Here is a 17572-nt window from a genome sequence, read left to right as displayed (position 1 = left end):
AGACTGACTCATGGACATGCCCATCAATACCTTCAAGCAACGGCTGCGCAGCGGTGAGGCGCAGATTGGCCTGTGGCTGGGCCTGGCCGACGCCTACTGTGCGGAACTGGCGGCCAACGCCGGCTTCGACTGGTTGCTGATCGACGGCGAACACGCGCCCAATGATGTGCGCGGGATGCTCGGCCAGCTCCAGGCCGTGGCCCCCTACCCCAGCCAACCGGTGATCCGCCCGGTGGTCGGCGACACCGCATTGATCAAGCAGGTGCTCGACATCGGTGTGCAAACCTTGCTGGTGCCGATGGTCGAAAGCGCCGGCCAGGCTCGCGAACTGGTGCGCGCCATTCATTACCCGCCTCAAGGCGTCCGAGGCGTCGGCAGTGCGCTGGCCCGTGCATCACGCTGGAACAGTATTGCCGGTTACCTCGATAAGGCCGACGAACAGATGTGCCTGCTGGTGCAGATCGAAAGCCGCGAGGGCCTGGCCAACCTGGATGCCATCGCCGCAGTGGAAGGTGTTGACGGGGTCTTCATAGGTCCGGCGGACCTGAGCGCGTCCATGGGTTTTCGTGGCAATCCCGGGCATCCGACCGTGCAAGCCGCCATCGAGGACGCCATCGCCCGCATCCGCCAGGCCGGCAAAGCGGCCGGGATTCTCAGCGCCGATGAAAAGCTCGCCCGGCGTTATATCGAGCTGGGCGCTGGGTTTGTCGCGGTGGGGGTGGATACAACCGTGTTGATGCGCGGTTTGCAAAGCCTTGCGGCGACGTTCAAAGACACACCAAAACCTGCGGCTAGCGGTGTGTACTGATAGCAACACAAACCTCTGTGGCGAGGGGGCCTGTGGGAGCAAAGCTTGCTCGCGAAACCGGCACCTCGGTTTCTGAGAGACCGCAGTGCCTTCATCGCGGGCAAGCCTTGCTCCCACAGAAGTTAACCAACCCGGGATCTCAACGCCTGATCGCTTTCAGGTCATTGAGCAACTCCAGTAACGTCTGCAACTTCTGCTCCCCCAACTTGCCCTGCAAACGCTGGTAATTCTCTTCCATGCTCTGGCTCATCGAATCGAAGCTCGCCTGCCCCTGCGGCGCCAGGCGCACCAGCACCCGCCGCTGATCCTGTTCGGCCTTGCGCCGTTCCACCATGCCCGCCGCTTCCATGCGCGTCAGCACGCCGGTCATGCTCGGTTTGAGAATGCAGGCCAGTTCAGCCAGGCGATTGATCTCCAGCTCGTCGTGCTGGCTGAGGATACGGATGACTCGCCATTGCTGTTCGGTCAAACCGTGCTGGTTGAGGGAGGGACGGAAAAAACCCATGGCCGCTTCACGGGCCTGTAGAAGGGTGAGGGTCAAGGATTGGCGCGGTTTGGGCATAGGTGTGTTCGCGAGGAAATTTAGTTAATGAGTTAACTAAATCTTAACAGCTTCGGCGCCAAGTTACCTTGGGGCGAAGGGATTTCTCTCCTCGCCACAAGGCTGAGTGTCGCGCTTGAACCCCTGTAACAACTCAAGCGCCTTTGATGACGCCTTTGAGCACGGCCTTGAAATGCTCCACCTGTTGCTCGCTGAACTGGCCGAATACCTTGTCCTGCTGCTCCTTGGCAATTGCCCAGAGTCCTTCGGTTTCGTCCACGCCCTTGACGGTCAGACGCACTCGCTCGCCCTCATCGGTGACCAGGCCCTTGCGCTTGAGGTTAGCCACGGCCTCTTCGATCTCACGCGCCGGCATCGCCACTTCCCGTTGCAGGTCGCACAGGTTCAGCCCTGCATCGTTTTCCAGCACCATCAACATCCGTGCTTCGCTGGTGCGCAGCCCGGTGGACAGCTGGCGCGGCTGGTAACTGGCCTGATAGGCCCGCAGCGCCTGGGTCATCAGGTAATACAGGTTGTGGCTCAAACGGCCCTGGAAGTGACTGCTGGGGGACTGTCCCTCCTCCCGTTTGGTCATGCGGGTGTGGGGCAAGATCATCGAGTAGGCGCCCTGGTGATAGAGCAACGGTGAGCGGCCGTAATCATCAAACGCCACGACTTTACCGATCATGATCCAGTGATCACCGCCATCGACCTGTTGGAATTTTTCACAGTGAAAACGCGCCGAGCAATCGACAAACACCGGAGCACCTCCCTCCCCGGCCTCGAACTGGATCTCGGCGAACCGATCCTCCTTGGGCCGAGCGAAGTTGTTCGACAGGTCGATCTGATCGGCGGCCAGCACGTTCACCGCAAAATGGCTGGCGGCCTCGAACACACCGTGACTGCTGGAGCGCTTGTCGATGCTCCAGAGAATCAGCGGCGGATCCAGGGACACCGAGTTGAAACTGTTGGCCGTCACACCGACCTTGCGACCATCTTCGGCGGCCGCGGTGACCACGGTCACGCCAGTGGCAAAGTTACCCAGGGCCCGGCGAAACGCACGGGTGTCGAAAGCGCTATCGCACACATCAGACATACAAGACTCCCGGCCGCCTCAGTCGACGGCCTCAATTGTTTTTATATGAGCCAGGCTCAGCGAGCAGGCGGTCAAACCATGGTGGGGTCGGGCTCCAGGCCCATCAGTTCACGGCCCAGAATCTGCGCGCAGACGTCGTAGTCGGTGTAGGCGTGAGCACCGGTCAAATGGGCATCGCGGAACAGTCGTTGCAGTTCATTGGTCTCGAACCAGGCGCCACCCCCGGCTGCTTCCATCAGGCGATCCACTGCCTGAATGCACATTTTGGTGGCGTACCCCTGGTTGGTCCGCCAGAACGCCAGGGTTTCGCGGCTGGGGTATTGGTGGCGCTCACTGTGCTCGGCATGCTCTTGCCAGGTTTTCTCCAGAAACGCCCGGGCTGCCGCCACCTGATGAGTGGACTCGGCCAGGCGCATCAGCGCTGGAGTGGCGGCGCCGACCGCCGCGCCGGTGTAGGCGCGCACGCGGGTTCGGGTTTTCTCGCGAAAAACCTCTAGCATGCGTTCCGCCACACCCAGGCTCACGGTGGAGAAACCGCTGGCGAAATACGGGCGATACGGCGAGTAGAAAATCTTGCTGTCGGGGTACAGGCCAAACCCGGCGGATTTGCCTTCCATCATGTCCTTGGCTTTCTGAATCCGGTGTTCCGGCACAAACGCGTTGTCGATGATCAAGGTCTTGCTGCCACTGCCGCGCATGCCTACCGCGTACCAGTCATCGCGGATTTCATAATCGTTGCGAGGCAGCACCGCGAAGCAATAGTCCTGGGTTCCTTCGGCATTTTTGCGGCGAAATCCCACGATCGCCCACTCGGCATGGTCACAGCCGCTGCTCCAGCCCATTTCGCCGCTGAACATCACACCGCCCTCGACCTCCTCGATGCGACCGAAAGGTGCAATGCTGCTACTGGCAGTCGCATCGGGATCGTCACCCCAGACTTCTTCCTGGGTTTTGGCCGGGAACATTGCCAATTGATGGCTGTGGGTGCACAACAGGCTCATGGCCCAGGCGGTGCTGGCGCAGGAGCCGGCCAGCAACGCGATGCAGTCGGCGAACTGCGGTAGCGATATTTCCATGCCGCCGTACTTTTTCGGCTGGAAAGCCCGGTGCATGCCGATACCTTTGAGCAAGGCTATATTTTCGACAGGAACGCTACGGTCCTTCTCTGCCTGGAAGGCATTGGCGGCAATGACCGGCAGGATAGGCTTGAGATCTTCGAGCAACGGATTTGGCTTTTTCATGGACGGGCTCTTTTATTATTGGCATCTGCCGATCCCGCCTTTGCCCGGCAACCCGGTGGTGCAGAAATGGCGGAATCAGTGATTAAGGCCCGTTCAGTATGGGTAATCCGGGGCAACTGAAAAATGCACCTTCCAGACCCAAGATTGTACTTTCCACGGTGCGACCTTCACTGCCATGGCGCGCTCGATCAAATCCGCCGGCACGGATGATCAAGACAGGCGCCAGCACCAGGGCTCTTAATAGGGCCATCGCGTGCAGTGTCTTGCGAAGGCGCTTGTCACGGCGTTTCTTTTCACTTTGTCAGGTTGCGTCATGATCAATATCGAAACGCCCACCTATTACACCGCTACCAAGAAATACAACCTCAGTTTCCCAACCCTGGAACAGGACGTGGAAGCCGACGTCGTGGTGATTGGCGGCGGTTTCTCCGGCATCAATACCGCGCTGGAACTCGCTGAAAAAGGCATTACCAATATCGTGGTGCTGGAGGCGCGTTACCTGGGGTTCGGCGGCACCGGGCGCAATGGCGGGCAGATCATGGCCGGCATCGGCCATGACCTGGAAAAAATCAAGAAGGATGTGGGAGAAGACGGGCTGCGGCAGGTCTTCGAGATCAGCGATCTGGGCGCGGACATCATCAAGGACCGCATCGCCAAGTACGACATCGATGCCGACTTCTGCCATGGCTACGGCTACATGGGCTTCAACGCTCGCCAGGAAAAAACCCTGCGGGCCTGGGAAAAAGACTTCAAGTCGATCAACAGCAAGCATGAGATCCGCTTTCTCGGCGGTTCCGACGTGCAGCAAATCATCGGGTCCAAGGCCTACAGCAGTGCATTGCTGCACATGGGCGGCGGGCACGTGCATTCGCTGAACCTGTTGCTGGGCGAAGCCAAGGCACTGGTCAGCCACGGCGTGCGGATTTTCGAGAACAGTCCGGCCCTGGAAGTCAGCTACGGCGAGCGCATCACCGTGCGCACCGGGCGTGGCTCGGTCAAGGCCAGCAAGCTGTTGTGGGCCTGCGACAGCTTCCTCAACAAACTGGAGCCGGAGCTGCATCGCTCGACCATCAATACCTATGCCTTCCAGATGATGACCGAGCCATTGTCGGAGGAGCTGATCCAGCGCATCAGCCCGATTCGCGGCGCCTACAGCGATATTCGCCCGGTGATCGACTACTACCGCGTCACCAATGAAAACCGCCTGCTGTTCGGTGCGGCGACGCCGTTGATAGAACACATCCCCCAGGACCTCAAGGCCTGGAATCGGCGCCTGATGCTGAAGATTTTCCCGTACCTCAAGGACGTGAAGATCGACCTGGCCTGGGGCGGCCCGATGGCGTGCAGCCCGAACCTGTTTCCGCAGATCGGCACCCTGCCCGGCCGCAGCAATGCGTTTTTCGTCCAGGGCTATTCAGGCTTTGGCGTCACCCCCAGCCACATCATCTGCAAGGTGCTGGCCGAAGGCATGAGCGAAGGCTCGGCGCGCTACGACCTGGTCAGCTCCGTCAGGCGTCCGACCATCATCGGCAAGGACGCCATCCGTCCACTACTGCTGACCGCCGGCAAGTCCTGGCACCAGCTGTCGGGTTACTGGAATGGCCGTCGCTGATGGCCATGATGCCAGTCAGTTAGGCGCTCCCACAGATCCCAGCGCCTTCACGGACCGGTACTAGACATACATACCCGCTGTTTTTTTCACTCATCAGGAGTCACTGCCATGCCCCTTATCAACCTCAAGAAAGACATCCAGCTGTCCGACCTGGACGCCTGGGGCACCGTCGCCGATCTCGGTTCGCAGATTCTCGAAGGCGAAGTCAAAGCCTTCGGCAAAATGACCTTCGGCGCCCCCACCGATGCGATCAGCAGCGCCTACTTCGGCACGACCAAGGGCAAGTTCCGAATGGTTTATCCGTTCGCCGAACAGGCCACCGTGGTCACTGGCGAAGTGGTGCTGACCGATGAAGCCAGCGGCCAGAGCACCCGCTACAAGGCCGGCGACAGCTGGTTCGTGACCAAAGGTACGCCGGTATTGTGGGAAGTGGTCAGCGAAAGTTTTGTCAAACACTACTTCGCGGTAGTCTGACCGGACCCGGCTGCCGGATTCACCGGCAGCCCTCTTGGCGAAGGTTGCGAGCATGTACGTCATCCACTCCCAGGACATCGCCGGCCATTGCCTGCACGCGTTCACCCAGCTCGTTCCCGCCAGTCGAGCGGCCTTCTATTGCGTCGACCGACAGTTGCAAGCCCATGACTTCAACCTGCATGGCATGAGCGGCGAGATGCATCGCGACTATCTGGACAATTATCGCCAGTTCGACCCGTTGCAGCCGCGCAACTACGTTTCCAGCGACCTGGCCGTGGTGCCTCTTGGCCTGGCCATGGCCCGCCAGCCAATCCGTGACAGCCATCGCTACCGCCATTTTTTACAGCGCTACGACGTGGTGGATGTGGTGGAAGTCTTCGCCCATCGGGGCAGTCGGCCTCAAGCGGCTATTTCCTTGTTGCGCACCGCCGAGCAAGGCGTCTTCACCAGCGAGCAACTGACGCAGCTCGCAGCGCTGCAAGCGTTACTGCAACTGGCCGTCGCCAACCTGCCGCCGCAGGACGACTCGCTCAGTAGCCTGACCCCCAAGGAACGCCAGATAGCGTTGCTGCTGCGCCAGGGCGTCAGTAACAAAGAGTTGGCCCGAGAGCTGGACGTCGGCCTGCCCACGGTCAAGACGCACCTGATCAACCTGTTTCGCAAGACCGGCGTGAGCAATCGAACCGAGCTGGTCAGCAGCCTGTTCCTCTAAGCCATTGCCTGTGCCGGTTCAACCATTCGGTTGATGGGCCAGCCCCGCGCAAGGCGCCATGATCCGGGTGGCTATCTCATCCAACCGGAGTCTTGCAATGACCACACCTACAGACTGGATCACCGTCGGCGCCCTGGCCGACGGCTTTGCCCCTGAAGCGTTCATCCTGCCGAACCTGGCCGACCTGAACGGTAAGACCTTCACGCTGAATTTCGCCAATGGCTGGCAGATCGAACACCGTTTCGAACAGCAAACCCTGTCATGGAACGCAGCCGATGGTCATTCCAGCGGCACCGCGCCTTATCGGGCCACGTCGGTGCGGCCAGGCCTCTACCTGGTGGATTTCATCAAGCACGAAGGCGCACAAGCCTGGTCGGTCAGCCTGGTACTTGATACCGCTCACGCGGCGTTCACCGCAGTGATCGGCAGCATGCCCGGGCAAGAACAAACTCGCGAAGGTCTGTACAGCCGCGCGCTGGCCGGCCAGCCACTGACGGGCGTGAAAGTGGAGTTCCTTCACGGCAGTCTCGACCGCCCCTGGCAGCAGGGCCTGTGCCCACATGCACCGACCACCAAACTGGTGGGCCTGCGCAACCTGTATCGCTACAGCCCCAGCGAAGTCTACGAACACATCTATCTCAACGACCGGTTCTATTCCTGGCAGTGCCTCAAGGGTGTCGAACAGGGCCTGTGCGATACCGACCGGTGTGACACCTACAAGATCGCCGATCAGTTGTACCTGTTCGTCTGGCGGGAAAAGATCATCCCGACCCTGGGCCTGGTGCTGATCGACATGCAGCAGCACCGCAGCGACGGCAAGATTTTCGGTTATGCCGGCGCGTCTTTCGATGAGTTTTCCAATTTCCCCGTCAGTTCCTACTGCCAGGTTCTCAACCGGACGGAATATCCCGATGCCTGAATTGCGCACCATCGTGATCACGGGCGCGGGCACTGGCATCGGTGCCGCCTGCGCCCGGTTGTATGCCGCTGACGGCGCCAATCTGGTGCTGATCGGCCGACGCCGCGAACCTCTGGCGCAACTGGCCGAGGAAATAGGCGGCCTGGTGCTGGTGGGCGATGCCGCATGCCCGACGACCTGGGACGGATTCGTCGCACAGATCCGCGAGCGTTATGGCCGGCTCGATGTGCTGCTGGCCTGCGCTGGCGGCATGGGCCTGGGCAGCGCCACCCAGACCAGCCCGCAGACCTGGGAAGCGGCCATGCGCAGCAATCTCGACAGCGCCTTCTACAGCGCCCGGGCGTGCCTGCCGCTGCTGCAGGAAAGCGCTGGCAACATTGTGCTGATCGCATCCATCGCGTCGTTGGCGGCAGGCCCGCAAGTTTGCGGCTATACCACCGCCAAGCACGCGCTGCTGGGGCTGAACCGCTCCCTGGCGCGCGATTACGGCCCGCGCGGGGTGCGGGTCAACGCCGTCTGCCCGGGCTGGGTGCGCACGCCGATGGCTGATGAGGAAATGCAGGTCTTGATGCAGTTTCACGGCGAAACGCTGCAGCAGGCCTACGACAGGGTCTGCGCGGACGTGCCATTGCGCAGGCCCGCCAGCGCGCTGGAGATTGCCCATGTGTGTCGCTTCCTGGCCTCGAATCAAGCCTCGATCATCACTGGCGCGGCACTGGTGGCCGACGGTGGCTCCAGCATCGTAGACGTACCAACCCTGGCCTTCAGCCGGATGGAGGTCACGGATGTCTGATGATCTGGATTTCAGCGCAAAAACGGTGCTGGTCACAGGCGGTGCCCAGGGTATAGGCCGGGCCATCGTCGAAGCCTTCGCCTGGCGTGGGGGCCGTGTGGTGATCGCTGACCTGGACCTGGCACAGGCCGAGGCGGTGGCGAGCGAATTGACCGCTACAGGTTGTCAGGTACAGGCCGTGGGCGTGGACCTGGCCGATGCAACGGCGATCAGTACGCTGATGGCTGATCTGGAGCAGCGTCTGGGGAGGCTGGATGTTCTGGTGCACAACGCCGGGTACTTTCCCCTGACACCCTTTGCCGGGATCACACCAGCGATGCTTGAGCGCACGCTGGCAGTCAACCTTTCGGCGCTGTTCTGGCTGACTCAGGGAGCATTGCCGATGTTCCGTCGGCAGGGCCAGGGCTGCGTGCTGGTGACCTCCTCGGTCACCGGCCCGCGGGTGGCTTATCCAGGGCTCAGTCACTATGCGGCGTCCAAGGCCGGAGTCAACGGGTTCATCCGCAATGCGGCACTGGAACTGGCGAGTGAGCATATCCGGGTCAACGGCGTCGAACCCGGGATGATCGCGACACCGGCCATGGCGAACCTGGGAGATGATGCGGTCAATCAAGACATCGCCCGTCGGGTACCGCTGGGACGCCTGGGCACCCCGTCCGACATCGCCGGCGCCATGCTCTTTCTGGCATCGGACCTGGCCGCGTATGTGACCGGACAAACCCTGGTGGTGGACGGCGGCTCGACCTTGCCCGAGGTTTGAGCGTGTGGGAGCGGTGCGTCGGCTGGCGATGATGTCGACGCAGCCGTCATCACCGGCAGCCCTGCTCCCACAGCCCCCATCCACCACCCATCCACTGTGGGAGCGAGCCTGCTCGCGATAGCCGTGGGTCAGCTTGAGCCGACCCTGAATGCGCCCACCACTCAAACCACCCCCTGTACCTGTTGCAGATGGCTGGCACGAAATTCCTTGGGCGATAGCTCGAACTGTTTCTTGAACGAACGGCTGAAATGGGCCGAATCGGTGAAGCCCCATTTGTAGGCGATCGAAGTGATGGATTCGTCCCGCAGGAACGGATTGGTCAGGTCATCGGCGCTGCGCTTGAGCCGGGCCCGCTGGATGTAGCGGCAGACGCTGTCATCCTGTTCTTCGAATAAGCGGTACAGGTGGCGCACCGAAATGTTCAGACGGTTGGCCAGGCCCACCGGGCTCAAGCCGGGCTGGGTCAGGGACTCGTCGATGACTTTCTGCACATAACTGCGCAAGTGACTGCCTTGCAACGCAACGCCGTCATCCTCCGATCCGGTGCCCTGCTCCAGGGCCGAACCGAGCAGCGAAACAAACGCATTCTGCAAAGCTTCGCCTTCTCCTGTGGCGCCCTCACCGTCGGGAGTGTCCTTGCACAGCTGATCCATCAAGACGTGCAACATGCGCCCACAAGCCTTGCGCGAGGAGATCTTGCCGAAGGTCCGGGTTTCCCCGCCCAGTTTCCTGGACACATCCTGGCGGGACAGAGACAACACCGCGTGTTCAATCAGGCCGAACGGGCTGATCTCGAGCGAGCCCACCGAATCCATCAATAGCAGTTCGCCGGGCGCCAGCTGGATGCTCAGGCCGTTCTGAGTAATGCGTGAATATCCACTGCGCTGACTGACCAGGAAGCAATCCTGGTCGTCATCGTGGTCGGGATTTGGCGAGTGACGCTTGATACAGCCAGCGTTGGTACGCAAGTTGGCGAGGGAAAGACCGCCACGGAAGAAATTCGACACCTCACCGATAAACAGCGCGCGATTAAAGGCCAGTTCCGTCTCGAAATGGCCGCAAGTCGCGCGCAGATCCCGGTTCCAGGTCTCCAGCCCGTCTTGCCCAACCTGATGCATGCTCATGGCGCTCTCCGCAGTGGCTTATTGTTTTTGTACGGCAATAGTTAACATGTTATCTATATGCACGCAACAAGTACCTGATCGCCAGAGCAGTAGCACAATTGATGCCAGGGCAAAGCCCACAAATCAGAGTGTTCCCAGCACCCTTTGCAAGCCGCTCAAGACCGCCCACAAGGCAATCCGTTGCTCGCGGCTCAAAGCAATGTAGCGCCGAAAGGCCGGCATCCGATTCACCACCTCACTGCCGCCCATGTGCTCCAGCCGCACGCACCACTGGTGGTCTTGCAGATCGATGCGCAGGCGTTTGAAGTCCAGCGGCATGAGGGCTTGGTACAGCGCCGGATCGCCCTCTATCGCCGTCTTCAAACGAGCCGACAGCTGATTGTCCCCTTCCCTGAGCCGACAACGAATACCCTGGCGACGCACGGCCCCGCCATGGTGCAGTTCCACGCGTGCCGTGCCCTCTCTCGACGCAGGCACGCGCAGCACGAACTCGGTCATCACCAGGTGCATCAACAACTGCGACTCGGTGCGCTCGACGATCTCCACCTGCAAGCAACCATCATCGGTGACGGCCATCGCCGTCACCGGGCCGGACATCTCGAATCGCGCCAGCCCGAGGTTGCGCCGCAAGTGTTCCAGCGTCACCCCGGGACGATAACCGACCGGGGCACGGTGGGCACTGAACAGCTCAGACAGTCTTCGCAGCACGTTCGTCAAACTCGCTGACAGGTTGCCCTGGCTCATGGGAAAACTCCTTGGCCAGCACGTCTTCCACCGACGCGGGCTTGAATGGATTGACCTTCTGCACCACCAGGGTCCAGAACAAGGCGTAGGCCGCAGTGCCACCGAGCATCACCGCGAATGGAACGTAAATGTCTGCCGGATTCATGCCTGGTGGAGTGATGAACCACATGCCGATGACGATGCCGACACTGGACAGGATCTGAGGCAGCGGGAAAAACGGTGAGCGATAGGCCCGTGGCAGATCCGGACGACGGATCCGCAGGCTGATCACCGACACGGTCACCAACAGGTAGGCAAAACTCCAGGCACACACTGCAGCCAGCACCAGGTGCATGATGTTGTCGGTATTGCCGCCGAGCCACAGCGCGTGCAGACAGGGAATCAGCATCGCCACAAGGATGCACAGCACGGGGGTCTTGAAACGAGGGTGCAGATAGGTGAAAAACCGCGGCAGCGCACCATCCACCGCCATGCCATACAGAATCCGCGGCACACCGGCCATCAGGGTGTTGATGGTCGCCGCTCCGGCAAACAGGAAGCCGATCCCCAGCCACATCGGGCCGATATCGCCCATGACCTGCTCGGCGAATCGCGGAATCGCCATGGGCGTGTCCAGCAAGTGCACGCCGCTGGTGGCATCGAGCAGCACGTTTTCGACCTGGCGCTTCATCGCCGCGCCATAAATGAACATGCACGTGGCAACGCCGAACAACCCCAGCATCATGGCCCGCGGCATGGTCGTGGCCGAGCGCCGCAGGTCCGGCGCCAGTGGCGTGACGAACTCGCAACCGACAAACATGAACATGGCCATGCCCACCAGCGACAGCACCGTCACCAGGTCGGTGCCCACCACGGATGCGCCAAACCACCCCTCCAGCTCCACCGCCGGAGCGGCGATCAAGCCCAATACGCCGAACACCATCAGGGTCGTCCACATGCCGAACGTGAGGATGATCTCGGCCCGGCCGAAGGCGCTGACACCAAACGCGTTCAGCACGCCGAAGACCACGACGAACCCCACGCCCAACAGCCAGGAGCCACCCGCCGATTCGGCCAGGGTGTTGAGGTGCTCGAAATTCACCAGGGCCATGACCCCGGCCAGGATCGTTTCCGCAGTCCCGGCGAACACATGGACAATCAGGTAGGCCGACAGCGTACCGGTGATTGCAAAAAAGCGTCCCATGCCACAGTTGATGTAGTCGTAGACCGAGCCGGTGGTGGGCAGGATCGAGGCGGCTTCGGCGAAAGTGGTCGCCTGGGCCAGCATCATGACCACGGCGATCAACATCGCCACGGCAAAGGCGCTGCCGCCAATACCGAAGCCCATGGTGGCGGTGAGAATCACCGGGCTTGCCATGATCAGGCCAATGGTGCTGGCCAACGCGGTGGGAAAGCCCACCGTACCCCGGTTCAAGTGCTCGGTGAGCCTGTCATTGATCGACATCGTGAAGATCCTCGAAAGCGGATTTTTAGTATGGATGCCACTGCCGTCCAGGAGCCGGCGCTCAAGCCTTCCCCAGCCAGTCCCTGATCGAAACGGCGTCGCGTGCAGGATCACTGTGCGCCGCCCTCGGCCCGAGCGTCTTGCCCGTGTCTGCCGCCGGTTTTGTTGCTGCCTGCCAGCGCTCGCGCCTTGGCGGGCTGGATCAATTATCTGGCAGGCAGGTAAAAGACTTCCCTGCCCCGGTCTCCCCTTAATGGGCGCTCTGATGTCCTATCACACTGGGGAAAACACCATGGAGCACACCCGCAATACACCTTTGCTGCGCAACGCCATCGGCCTTGGGATCGCCCTGCTGGTGGCTGATTCGTCGGCCCAGGCCTATGAGCTTTACGCCGACGACGACACCACGGTTACCGGCAACTTCCTGGCGGTCTACGGGATGTTCAATAGTCGCAAGAACTATGACGGCACCCGCGGCGGCTCAAGTTGGCGTGAGGGTTTTATCAAGTATGGCCTGAGTATCGACCAGACACTCGGCGCCATGGGCAGCGTCTACGGGACGGCCAATCTGGTCAGCTCCGGCACCTGGGGCGACGGCGATGCCGCGGGCCTGAGCGACGGATCCGAACACACCACCAAGTTCGATGAAGCGTTTGCCGGCTGGCGTTCAGGGGATCTGTTCCCGGCGCTGGGCAAGGACGGCGTCGACCTGTCCTACGGTCGCCAGGTCATTACCCTCGGCGATGGCTTCATCATCAATGACGACGGTCTGAATCTGGGCAAAGGCGTGGCCGACGGTGAGTTCAACCGCGGCGGCGCCTATTACCTGGCGGCCCGTCATGCCTTCGACAAGACCGCCGTGCTGCGCCTGGGCGGCCAGGAAGGCGTACACGGCAGCCTGATGTGGATCAAGTCCGACAACCGCGCCCAGGCCAATACCGAAATGGCCGCCGGTACCCTGCAATACAGCGCAGCACCAGGCACACTGGGGCTGACCTACATCCATGGCATCGACGTCGATGATCGCTACGCCAGCGAGTTCCAGAAGCAGCGCGAAGGCATGGACATCTACAGCCTGCGGGGCGCGGGGAATGCCGGCATCGACAATGCCCACTTTGCCTTCGAATATGCCTGGCAGGACAAGGACGCGGGCCCGGAGAAAGCCTGGTACACCGAAGCCGGCTACACCTTCGCTGAGCTGCCCTGGACCCCGGACCTGACCTATCGCTACAGCCGCTACTCCAAGGACTGGGACTCGATGTTCAACGGCACGAGTCGCGGCTATGGCACCTGGTTCCAGGGCGAAGTCACCGGCAACTATTCCGGGCCGTTCAACAGCAACACCGCTGTCCAGCACCTGGGGCTCAAGCTCAAGCCAACAGAGGCAGTGACTATCGGCGCGCTATTCTTCGACTACAAGACCCTGCACACCCGCGACGCGCTGAATCTCGATGGACGGGAGCTGGACCTGTATGTGGAATGGGCCGTGAACGAACACCTGATCGTCTCGCCACTGGTGGGTCTGTACAAGCCGGAAAAGGACGCGAGCAACGGCGGCAATCAAGTGAATGGCAACGGCACCAATGTCTACAGCCAACTGGTGGTAGCGGTTCCATTCTGAAGCAACCGGGAGCTGCCCCGAAGGCAGCTCCCGGGCGGATTATTGTTTGTGCTGATGCAACATGGTCTGGATCTGATGGGTCGCCTGACGAGTGCTTTCTGCCAGTTTGCGCACCTCATCGGCCACCACGGAAAAACCGCGCCCGACCTCGCCCGCCCTGGCCGCTTCAATGGCGGCGTTCAAGGCCAGCAGATTGGTCTGCTCGGCGATGCCCTTGATCACCCCCACCACGGTGGCAATCTGGGCGTAGGTCACTTGGTTCTGCTCCAGCATGCGCTGGTGGGTAGATTGGGCCGAGCGTTCATCGCTGATATCGCGCACCGCACCGATGACCCGAACCAGGCGTGCGTGCGAATCCCGTAACGCCCGACCACGCTCGCGACACCAGATGTAATCCCGGCTCTTATGGCGCATCCGGTATTCGAATACGTACTCGCCGCTGCCCTGGGAGCCAAGGATTTCCCGCTCGAAAATCGCCATGATCTTTGGCAGGTCGTCAGGGTGGGTGATGCTGACCTGGGCATCCCAGCCATCGGGTAACTCATCGGCGGTGTAGCCCAGCAGCGAGCGAAACTGACTGGAAAAACGCATGGCGCTGGCGGGGTGTTGTAGATCGCCATTGACCACCGTGATGTCCCAGCAGCCTTCGGTCAGGGTCGATTGCAGCAGCTCCCAGATGTGCGCTTGCTGCTGGAGTTGCTGCAACTGCTGGCGGTGTTCATCCAGGCGTGCTTCAAGCCGATGCTCGCGCTCCAGGGCCTGTTCCAACTGCTGGCGAGTCACCTCAAGTTCATGCTCACGTTGCCGGCCTCGCGCGCTCTGCTCGCTCACCTGTGTCCGGGCATTGCGCAGGTCTTCGCTTGCCTGCGTCATCTGCCGTGCGTGTTGCTCAAGACAGTCCCGCAGTGACGGATACACCTCCAGCATCGGGGCGTCGCCGCCCTCTCCGGCCAATGCGCGTTGTATTTGCGCGATCAACGCCAGCTTCTGTTTGTTGGTCTGGAGAAACATCGCCCGCCCCTTTGCCCGTCAGTCGAAACACTGATCTGAACGCAAACCGGTCGCGCTGGCTTGTACTTGGCTGCAATGGCTTTTGCTCCTGGCTGCCAGCCCCTCCCGGAAACTGGCAGCCACAGACATACCCCGCGGCAGGCACAGTCAAGCCGCATCGGCCCCCAGGGATTAACCTCCAGACTTTCCCTTGCCCGCGATCAGGAAACCCTCATGAGCGATATTGCCCTGCTGCCTCAGGTCGAAGCTTTTCTCGCCCGACACCACGCGCTGTTCATCGACGGTCGTTATGTCCAAAGCCAAAGCGCGCAGACGCTGGACGTCGTCAACCCCGCCACCGGCCAGGTCATCGCACAGGTCAGCGAAGCCTCGCCAGGCGATATCGATGCGGCGGTGGAGTCGGCGCGGCGCGGGTTCAAGCAGTGGTCTGCGGTGGCACCGGCCGTGCGCGGTCACGTGCTGCTCAAGCTGGCGGACCTACTGGAGCGCCATCGCGAAGAACTGGCGCAGATCGAAACCTGCCAGTCGGGCAAGATCATCCAGATATCCCGCGCTTTCGAGGTCGACCAGGCCGCGCATTTTTTGCGTTATTACGCCGGCTGGGCCACCAAGATCAGCGGCCAGACCATCACCCCGTCGCTGCCCTCCTTCGCCGGTGAACGCTACACCGCGTTCACGCTGCGCGAACCGGTGGGCGTGGTGGTCGGCATCGTGCCGTGGAACTTCTCCACCATGATTGCCATCTGGAAACTCGCCTCGGCACTGGTGACCGGCTGCAGCATCATCATCAAACCCAGCGAGTTCACGCCGCTGACCATCCTGCGCATCGCCGAACTGGCCATGGACGCGGGCCTGCCACCGGGTGCCCTCAACGTGGTGACCGGCGGTGGTCAAGTAGGCAAAGGGTTGATCGAGCACCCTGGCACAAACAAGGTTTCGTTCACCGGTTCCGTGCCAACCGGCCTCACCGTCGGCCAGAGCGCCATGGGCGCCGGGCTGACCCGTGCCACACTGGAACTGGGCGGCAAGAATGCGGCGGGTTTTCTGCCGGACGTGGCGGCGGACGTGGCGGTCAACGGCATCATCGAAGCGGGTTTTCTGCACTCAGGGCAAATCTGCGCGGCGGCCGAGCGGTTCTTTGTCCATCGTTCGCAGCTGGAACCGATCATGGACAAACTGGCCCAGCGCCTGAGCAAACTCAATATCGGCTCGCCCCTGGACGAAGCCACCGAGTTCGGCCCGGTCACCAACCGCCAGCATCAGCGCAAACTCGGTGAGTTCTTTGCCAAGGCCCGGGCGCAAGACAACACCATCATTCACGGCGGCAAGTTGATCGACGGACCGGGCTGTTATGTCGAGCCGACCATCATCCTTGCCAACAGTCACAGCGATACCTTGCTTCACGAAGAGACCTTCGGCCCGATCGCCACGTTCTTGCCTTACGACAGTGAAGAAGAGCTGCTGGAGCTGATGAACGACACGCCGTTCGGCCTGAGTGCCAGCCTCTGGACCAATGACCTGGGCAAGGCCCTGCGCATGGTGCCCGCCATCGAAGCCGGCACCGTATGGGTGAACATGCACACCCTGCTCGACCCGGCCGTGCCCTTTGGCGGCAGCAAGTCTTCGGGGATGGGCCGGGAGTTCGGCAGCGCCTTCATCGACGACTACACGGAACTCAAGTCCGTGATGATTCGCTACTGAGCCGCGGCGTGGCGCTCACCCCAGGTAACGCTTGAACCACTCAAGGGTGCGCCCCCACGCCAGTTCGGCAGCCGCTTCGTCATAGCGCGGGGTCGAGTCGTTGTGGAAGCCAAGGTTGACGCCCGGATAGATATAGGCCTGATAGGTCTTCTTCCCAGCCTTGAGCGCTGCTTCATAGGCCGGCCAGCCTTCGTTGATGCGGGTGTCGAGTTCGGCGTAGTGGATCAGCAACGGTGCCTTGATTTGCGGCACGTCCTCAGGTTTGGGCCCGCGCCCGTAGAATGGCACCGCCGCGCCGAGCTCGGGATACGCCACGGCGGCGGCATTGGCCACCCCGCCGCCGTAGCAGAAACCGGTGATGCCGACTTTCTTGCCGCCAATGGCGTCGTGTTTCATCAGAAACTCAACAGCAGCGAAAAAATCATTCATCAGCTTCTCGGGATCAACCTGCTGCTGAAGCTCGCGCCCCTTGTCATCGTTACCCGGATACCCGCCCACCGAGGTCAGGCCGTCCGGCGCCAGCGCCACGAAACCGGCCTTGGCCACACGCCGGGCGACGTCCTCGATATAGGGGTTCAAGCCACGGTTCTCATGGGCGACCACCACACCGGGCACCGGGCCGCTAGCCTTGGCTGGCCGGACCAGATAGCCGCGCACCTGACCGTGACCGTTGGGAGAGGGATAAGTGATGTATTGCGCCACGATATCCGGGTCGGTGAAGTTCACCTGCATCGCTTGGGCATAGTTGGGGCTCAACGACGCCAGCAGTGCGCCGGCCGTCAGCCCGCCCACCGCAAACTGACTGGCCCGCTCCAGGAAGATCCTTCGGGATATCTGGCCGTGGGCGTAAAAATCGTAAAGCTCGAGCAGTTCGGGGGCAAAGTCCTTGGCGGTCAGGCGAGTCATGGTTTGATCCTCTTCGGGGATCGAAAAATCATAGACGAAAAAAAACGCCGCTCGATGAGCGGCGT

17 protein-coding genes are annotated in these 17572 nt (G+C 61.4%); 9 read left to right on the top strand and 8 right to left on the bottom strand.

All coding sequences use genetic code 11. The features are described 5' to 3' along the window. Positions 1-10: 10 nt before the first annotated feature. Entirely contained in the window at positions 11-808 is a 798-nt protein-coding gene (hpaI, locus tag PSH91_RS11940) for a 4-hydroxy-2-oxoheptanedioate aldolase (RefSeq protein WP_076385127.1), read from the top strand. 139 nt (positions 809-947) lie between these two features. Here the strand turns inward: hpaI and hpaR are convergent, their stop codons facing one another. From hpaR to PSH91_RS11925, 3 genes are all read right to left on the bottom strand, one after another. After that, entirely contained in the window at positions 948-1370 is a 423-nt protein-coding gene (hpaR, locus tag PSH91_RS11935; protein ID WP_047229908.1) for a homoprotocatechuate degradation operon regulator HpaR, read from the bottom strand. A 133-nt stretch (positions 1371-1503) separates the two neighbouring features. Next, positions 1504-2445, bottom strand: coding sequence for a p-hydroxyphenylacetate 3-hydroxylase reductase component (locus tag PSH91_RS11930; protein ID WP_047229909.1), 942 nt, complete (start codon positions 2443-2445; stop codon positions 1504-1506). 71 nt (positions 2446-2516) lie between these two features. Next, complete coding sequence (locus PSH91_RS11925; protein ID WP_107321712.1) at positions 2517-3686, bottom strand: p-hydroxyphenylacetate 3-hydroxylase oxygenase component; 1170 nt, start codon at positions 3684-3686, stop codon at positions 2517-2519. A 313-nt stretch (positions 3687-3999) separates the two neighbouring features. Between PSH91_RS11925 and PSH91_RS11920 the strand changes: the two genes are divergently transcribed. From PSH91_RS11920 to PSH91_RS11895, 6 genes are all read left to right on the top strand, one after another. Further along, complete coding sequence (locus tag PSH91_RS11920) at positions 4000-5298, top strand: FAD-binding oxidoreductase (RefSeq protein ID WP_047229911.1); 1299 nt, start codon at positions 4000-4002, stop codon at positions 5296-5298. 108 nt (positions 5299-5406) lie between these two features. Continuing rightward, complete coding sequence (locus tag PSH91_RS11915) at positions 5407-5772, top strand: cupin domain-containing protein (RefSeq protein WP_188251602.1); 366 nt, start codon at positions 5407-5409, stop codon at positions 5770-5772. Between the two features lie 52 nt (positions 5773-5824). After that, on the top strand, positions 5825-6484 hold the full coding sequence (locus PSH91_RS11910; RefSeq protein WP_305468297.1) for a helix-turn-helix transcriptional regulator: 660 nt from the start codon (positions 5825-5827) through the stop codon (positions 6482-6484). Between the two features lie 97 nt (positions 6485-6581). Continuing rightward, positions 6582-7403: a molybdenum cofactor biosynthesis F family protein gene (locus PSH91_RS11905; protein WP_305468295.1), complete on the top strand. Its 822-nt coding sequence runs from the start codon at positions 6582-6584 to the stop codon at positions 7401-7403. Then, positions 7396-8196: an SDR family NAD(P)-dependent oxidoreductase gene (locus tag PSH91_RS11900; RefSeq protein ID WP_305468293.1), complete on the top strand. Its 801-nt coding sequence runs from the start codon at positions 7396-7398 to the stop codon at positions 8194-8196. Before PSH91_RS11905 ends, PSH91_RS11900 begins: the two co-directional genes overlap by 8 nt. Then, positions 8189-8956 carry an SDR family oxidoreductase gene (locus PSH91_RS11895; protein ID WP_305468292.1) on the top strand — a complete coding sequence of 256 codons (768 nt, stop codon included), beginning with the start codon at positions 8189-8191 and terminating at the stop codon, positions 8954-8956. The genes PSH91_RS11900 and PSH91_RS11895 overlap by 8 nt, the downstream gene beginning before the upstream one ends. Positions 8957-9117: 161 nt before the next feature. Here the strand turns inward: PSH91_RS11895 and feaR are convergent, their stop codons facing one another. From feaR to PSH91_RS11880, 3 genes are all read right to left on the bottom strand, one after another. Next, positions 9118-10080 carry a transcriptional regulator FeaR gene (gene feaR / locus PSH91_RS11890; protein WP_047229917.1) on the bottom strand — a complete coding sequence of 321 codons (963 nt, stop codon included), beginning with the start codon at positions 10078-10080 and terminating at the stop codon, positions 9118-9120. Positions 10081-10203: 123 nt separating this feature from the next. After that, positions 10204-10824, bottom strand: a complete 621-nt coding sequence (locus PSH91_RS11885; RefSeq protein ID WP_139050441.1) for a DUF3156 family protein — start codon at positions 10822-10824, stop codon at positions 10204-10206. Further along, positions 10769-12268, bottom strand: coding sequence for an APC family permease (locus PSH91_RS11880; RefSeq protein ID WP_139050442.1), 1500 nt, complete (start codon positions 12266-12268; stop codon positions 10769-10771). Before PSH91_RS11880 ends, PSH91_RS11885 begins: the two co-directional genes overlap by 56 nt. A gap of 292 nt (positions 12269-12560) precedes the next feature. Between PSH91_RS11880 and PSH91_RS11875 the strand changes: the two genes are divergently transcribed. After that, a complete protein-coding gene (locus PSH91_RS11875; RefSeq protein WP_305468530.1) occupies positions 12561-13889 on the top strand; it encodes an alginate export family protein in 1329 nt (442 codons plus the stop codon). Between the two features lie 39 nt (positions 13890-13928). Here the strand turns inward: PSH91_RS11875 and PSH91_RS11870 are convergent, their stop codons facing one another. Then, positions 13929-14900 carry a methyl-accepting chemotaxis protein gene (locus PSH91_RS11870; protein ID WP_288913455.1) on the bottom strand — a complete coding sequence of 324 codons (972 nt, stop codon included), beginning with the start codon at positions 14898-14900 and terminating at the stop codon, positions 13929-13931. Positions 14901-15113: 213 nt separating this feature from the next. Between PSH91_RS11870 and PSH91_RS11865 the strand changes: the two genes are divergently transcribed. After that, entirely contained in the window at positions 15114-16601 is a 1488-nt protein-coding gene (locus PSH91_RS11865; protein ID WP_305468288.1) for an aldehyde dehydrogenase family protein, read from the top strand. A 15-nt stretch (positions 16602-16616) separates the two neighbouring features. Here the strand turns inward: PSH91_RS11865 and yghX are convergent, their stop codons facing one another. Then, positions 16617-17507 (bottom strand): YghX family hydrolase, encoded by an 891-nt coding sequence (yghX, locus tag PSH91_RS11860; RefSeq protein WP_305468286.1) that lies wholly within the window; start codon positions 17505-17507, stop codon positions 16617-16619. Positions 17508-17572: the final 65 nt, after the last annotated feature.

Origin of the sequence: Pseudomonas sp. FP1154, from assembly GCF_030687245.1 — a bacterium.
Classification (GTDB): domain Bacteria; phylum Pseudomonadota; class Gammaproteobacteria; order Pseudomonadales; family Pseudomonadaceae; genus Aquipseudomonas; species Aquipseudomonas rhizophila.
This window is presented reverse-complemented; position numbering and strand designations above follow the sequence as displayed.

Bases quoted from the DNA above. Each gene is read 5' to 3' on its own strand.
- hpaI (WP_076385127.1), top strand. From the start codon at position 11: ATGGACATGCCCATCAATACCTTCAAGCAACGGCTGCGCAGCGGTGAG.
- hpaR (WP_047229908.1), bottom strand. From the start codon at position 1,370: ATGCCCAAACCGCGCCAATCCTTGACCCTCACCCTTCTACAGGCCCGT.
- PSH91_RS11930 (WP_047229909.1), bottom strand. From the start codon at position 2,445: ATGTCTGATGTGTGCGATAGCGCTTTCGACACCCGTGCGTTTCGCCGG.
- PSH91_RS11925 (WP_107321712.1), bottom strand. From the start codon at position 3,686: ATGAAAAAGCCAAATCCGTTGCTCGAAGATCTCAAGCCTATCCTGCCG.
- PSH91_RS11920 (WP_047229911.1), top strand. From the start codon at position 4,000: ATGATCAATATCGAAACGCCCACCTATTACACCGCTACCAAGAAATAC.
- PSH91_RS11915 (WP_188251602.1), top strand. From the start codon at position 5,407: ATGCCCCTTATCAACCTCAAGAAAGACATCCAGCTGTCCGACCTGGAC.
- PSH91_RS11910 (WP_305468297.1), top strand. From the start codon at position 5,825: ATGTACGTCATCCACTCCCAGGACATCGCCGGCCATTGCCTGCACGCG.
- PSH91_RS11905 (WP_305468295.1), top strand. From the start codon at position 6,582: ATGACCACACCTACAGACTGGATCACCGTCGGCGCCCTGGCCGACGGC.
- PSH91_RS11900 (WP_305468293.1), top strand. From the start codon at position 7,396: ATGCCTGAATTGCGCACCATCGTGATCACGGGCGCGGGCACTGGCATC.
- PSH91_RS11895 (WP_305468292.1), top strand. From the start codon at position 8,189: ATGTCTGATGATCTGGATTTCAGCGCAAAAACGGTGCTGGTCACAGGC.
- feaR (WP_047229917.1), bottom strand. From the start codon at position 10,080: ATGAGCATGCATCAGGTTGGGCAAGACGGGCTGGAGACCTGGAACCGG.
- PSH91_RS11885 (WP_139050441.1), bottom strand. From the start codon at position 10,824: ATGAGCCAGGGCAACCTGTCAGCGAGTTTGACGAACGTGCTGCGAAGA.
- PSH91_RS11880 (WP_139050442.1), bottom strand. From the start codon at position 12,268: ATGTCGATCAATGACAGGCTCACCGAGCACTTGAACCGGGGTACGGTG.
- PSH91_RS11875 (WP_305468530.1), top strand. From the start codon at position 12,561: ATGGAGCACACCCGCAATACACCTTTGCTGCGCAACGCCATCGGCCTT.
- PSH91_RS11870 (WP_288913455.1), bottom strand. From the start codon at position 14,900: ATGTTTCTCCAGACCAACAAACAGAAGCTGGCGTTGATCGCGCAAATA.
- PSH91_RS11865 (WP_305468288.1), top strand. From the start codon at position 15,114: ATGAGCGATATTGCCCTGCTGCCTCAGGTCGAAGCTTTTCTCGCCCGA.
- yghX (WP_305468286.1), bottom strand. From the start codon at position 17,507: ATGACTCGCCTGACCGCCAAGGACTTTGCCCCCGAACTGCTCGAGCTT.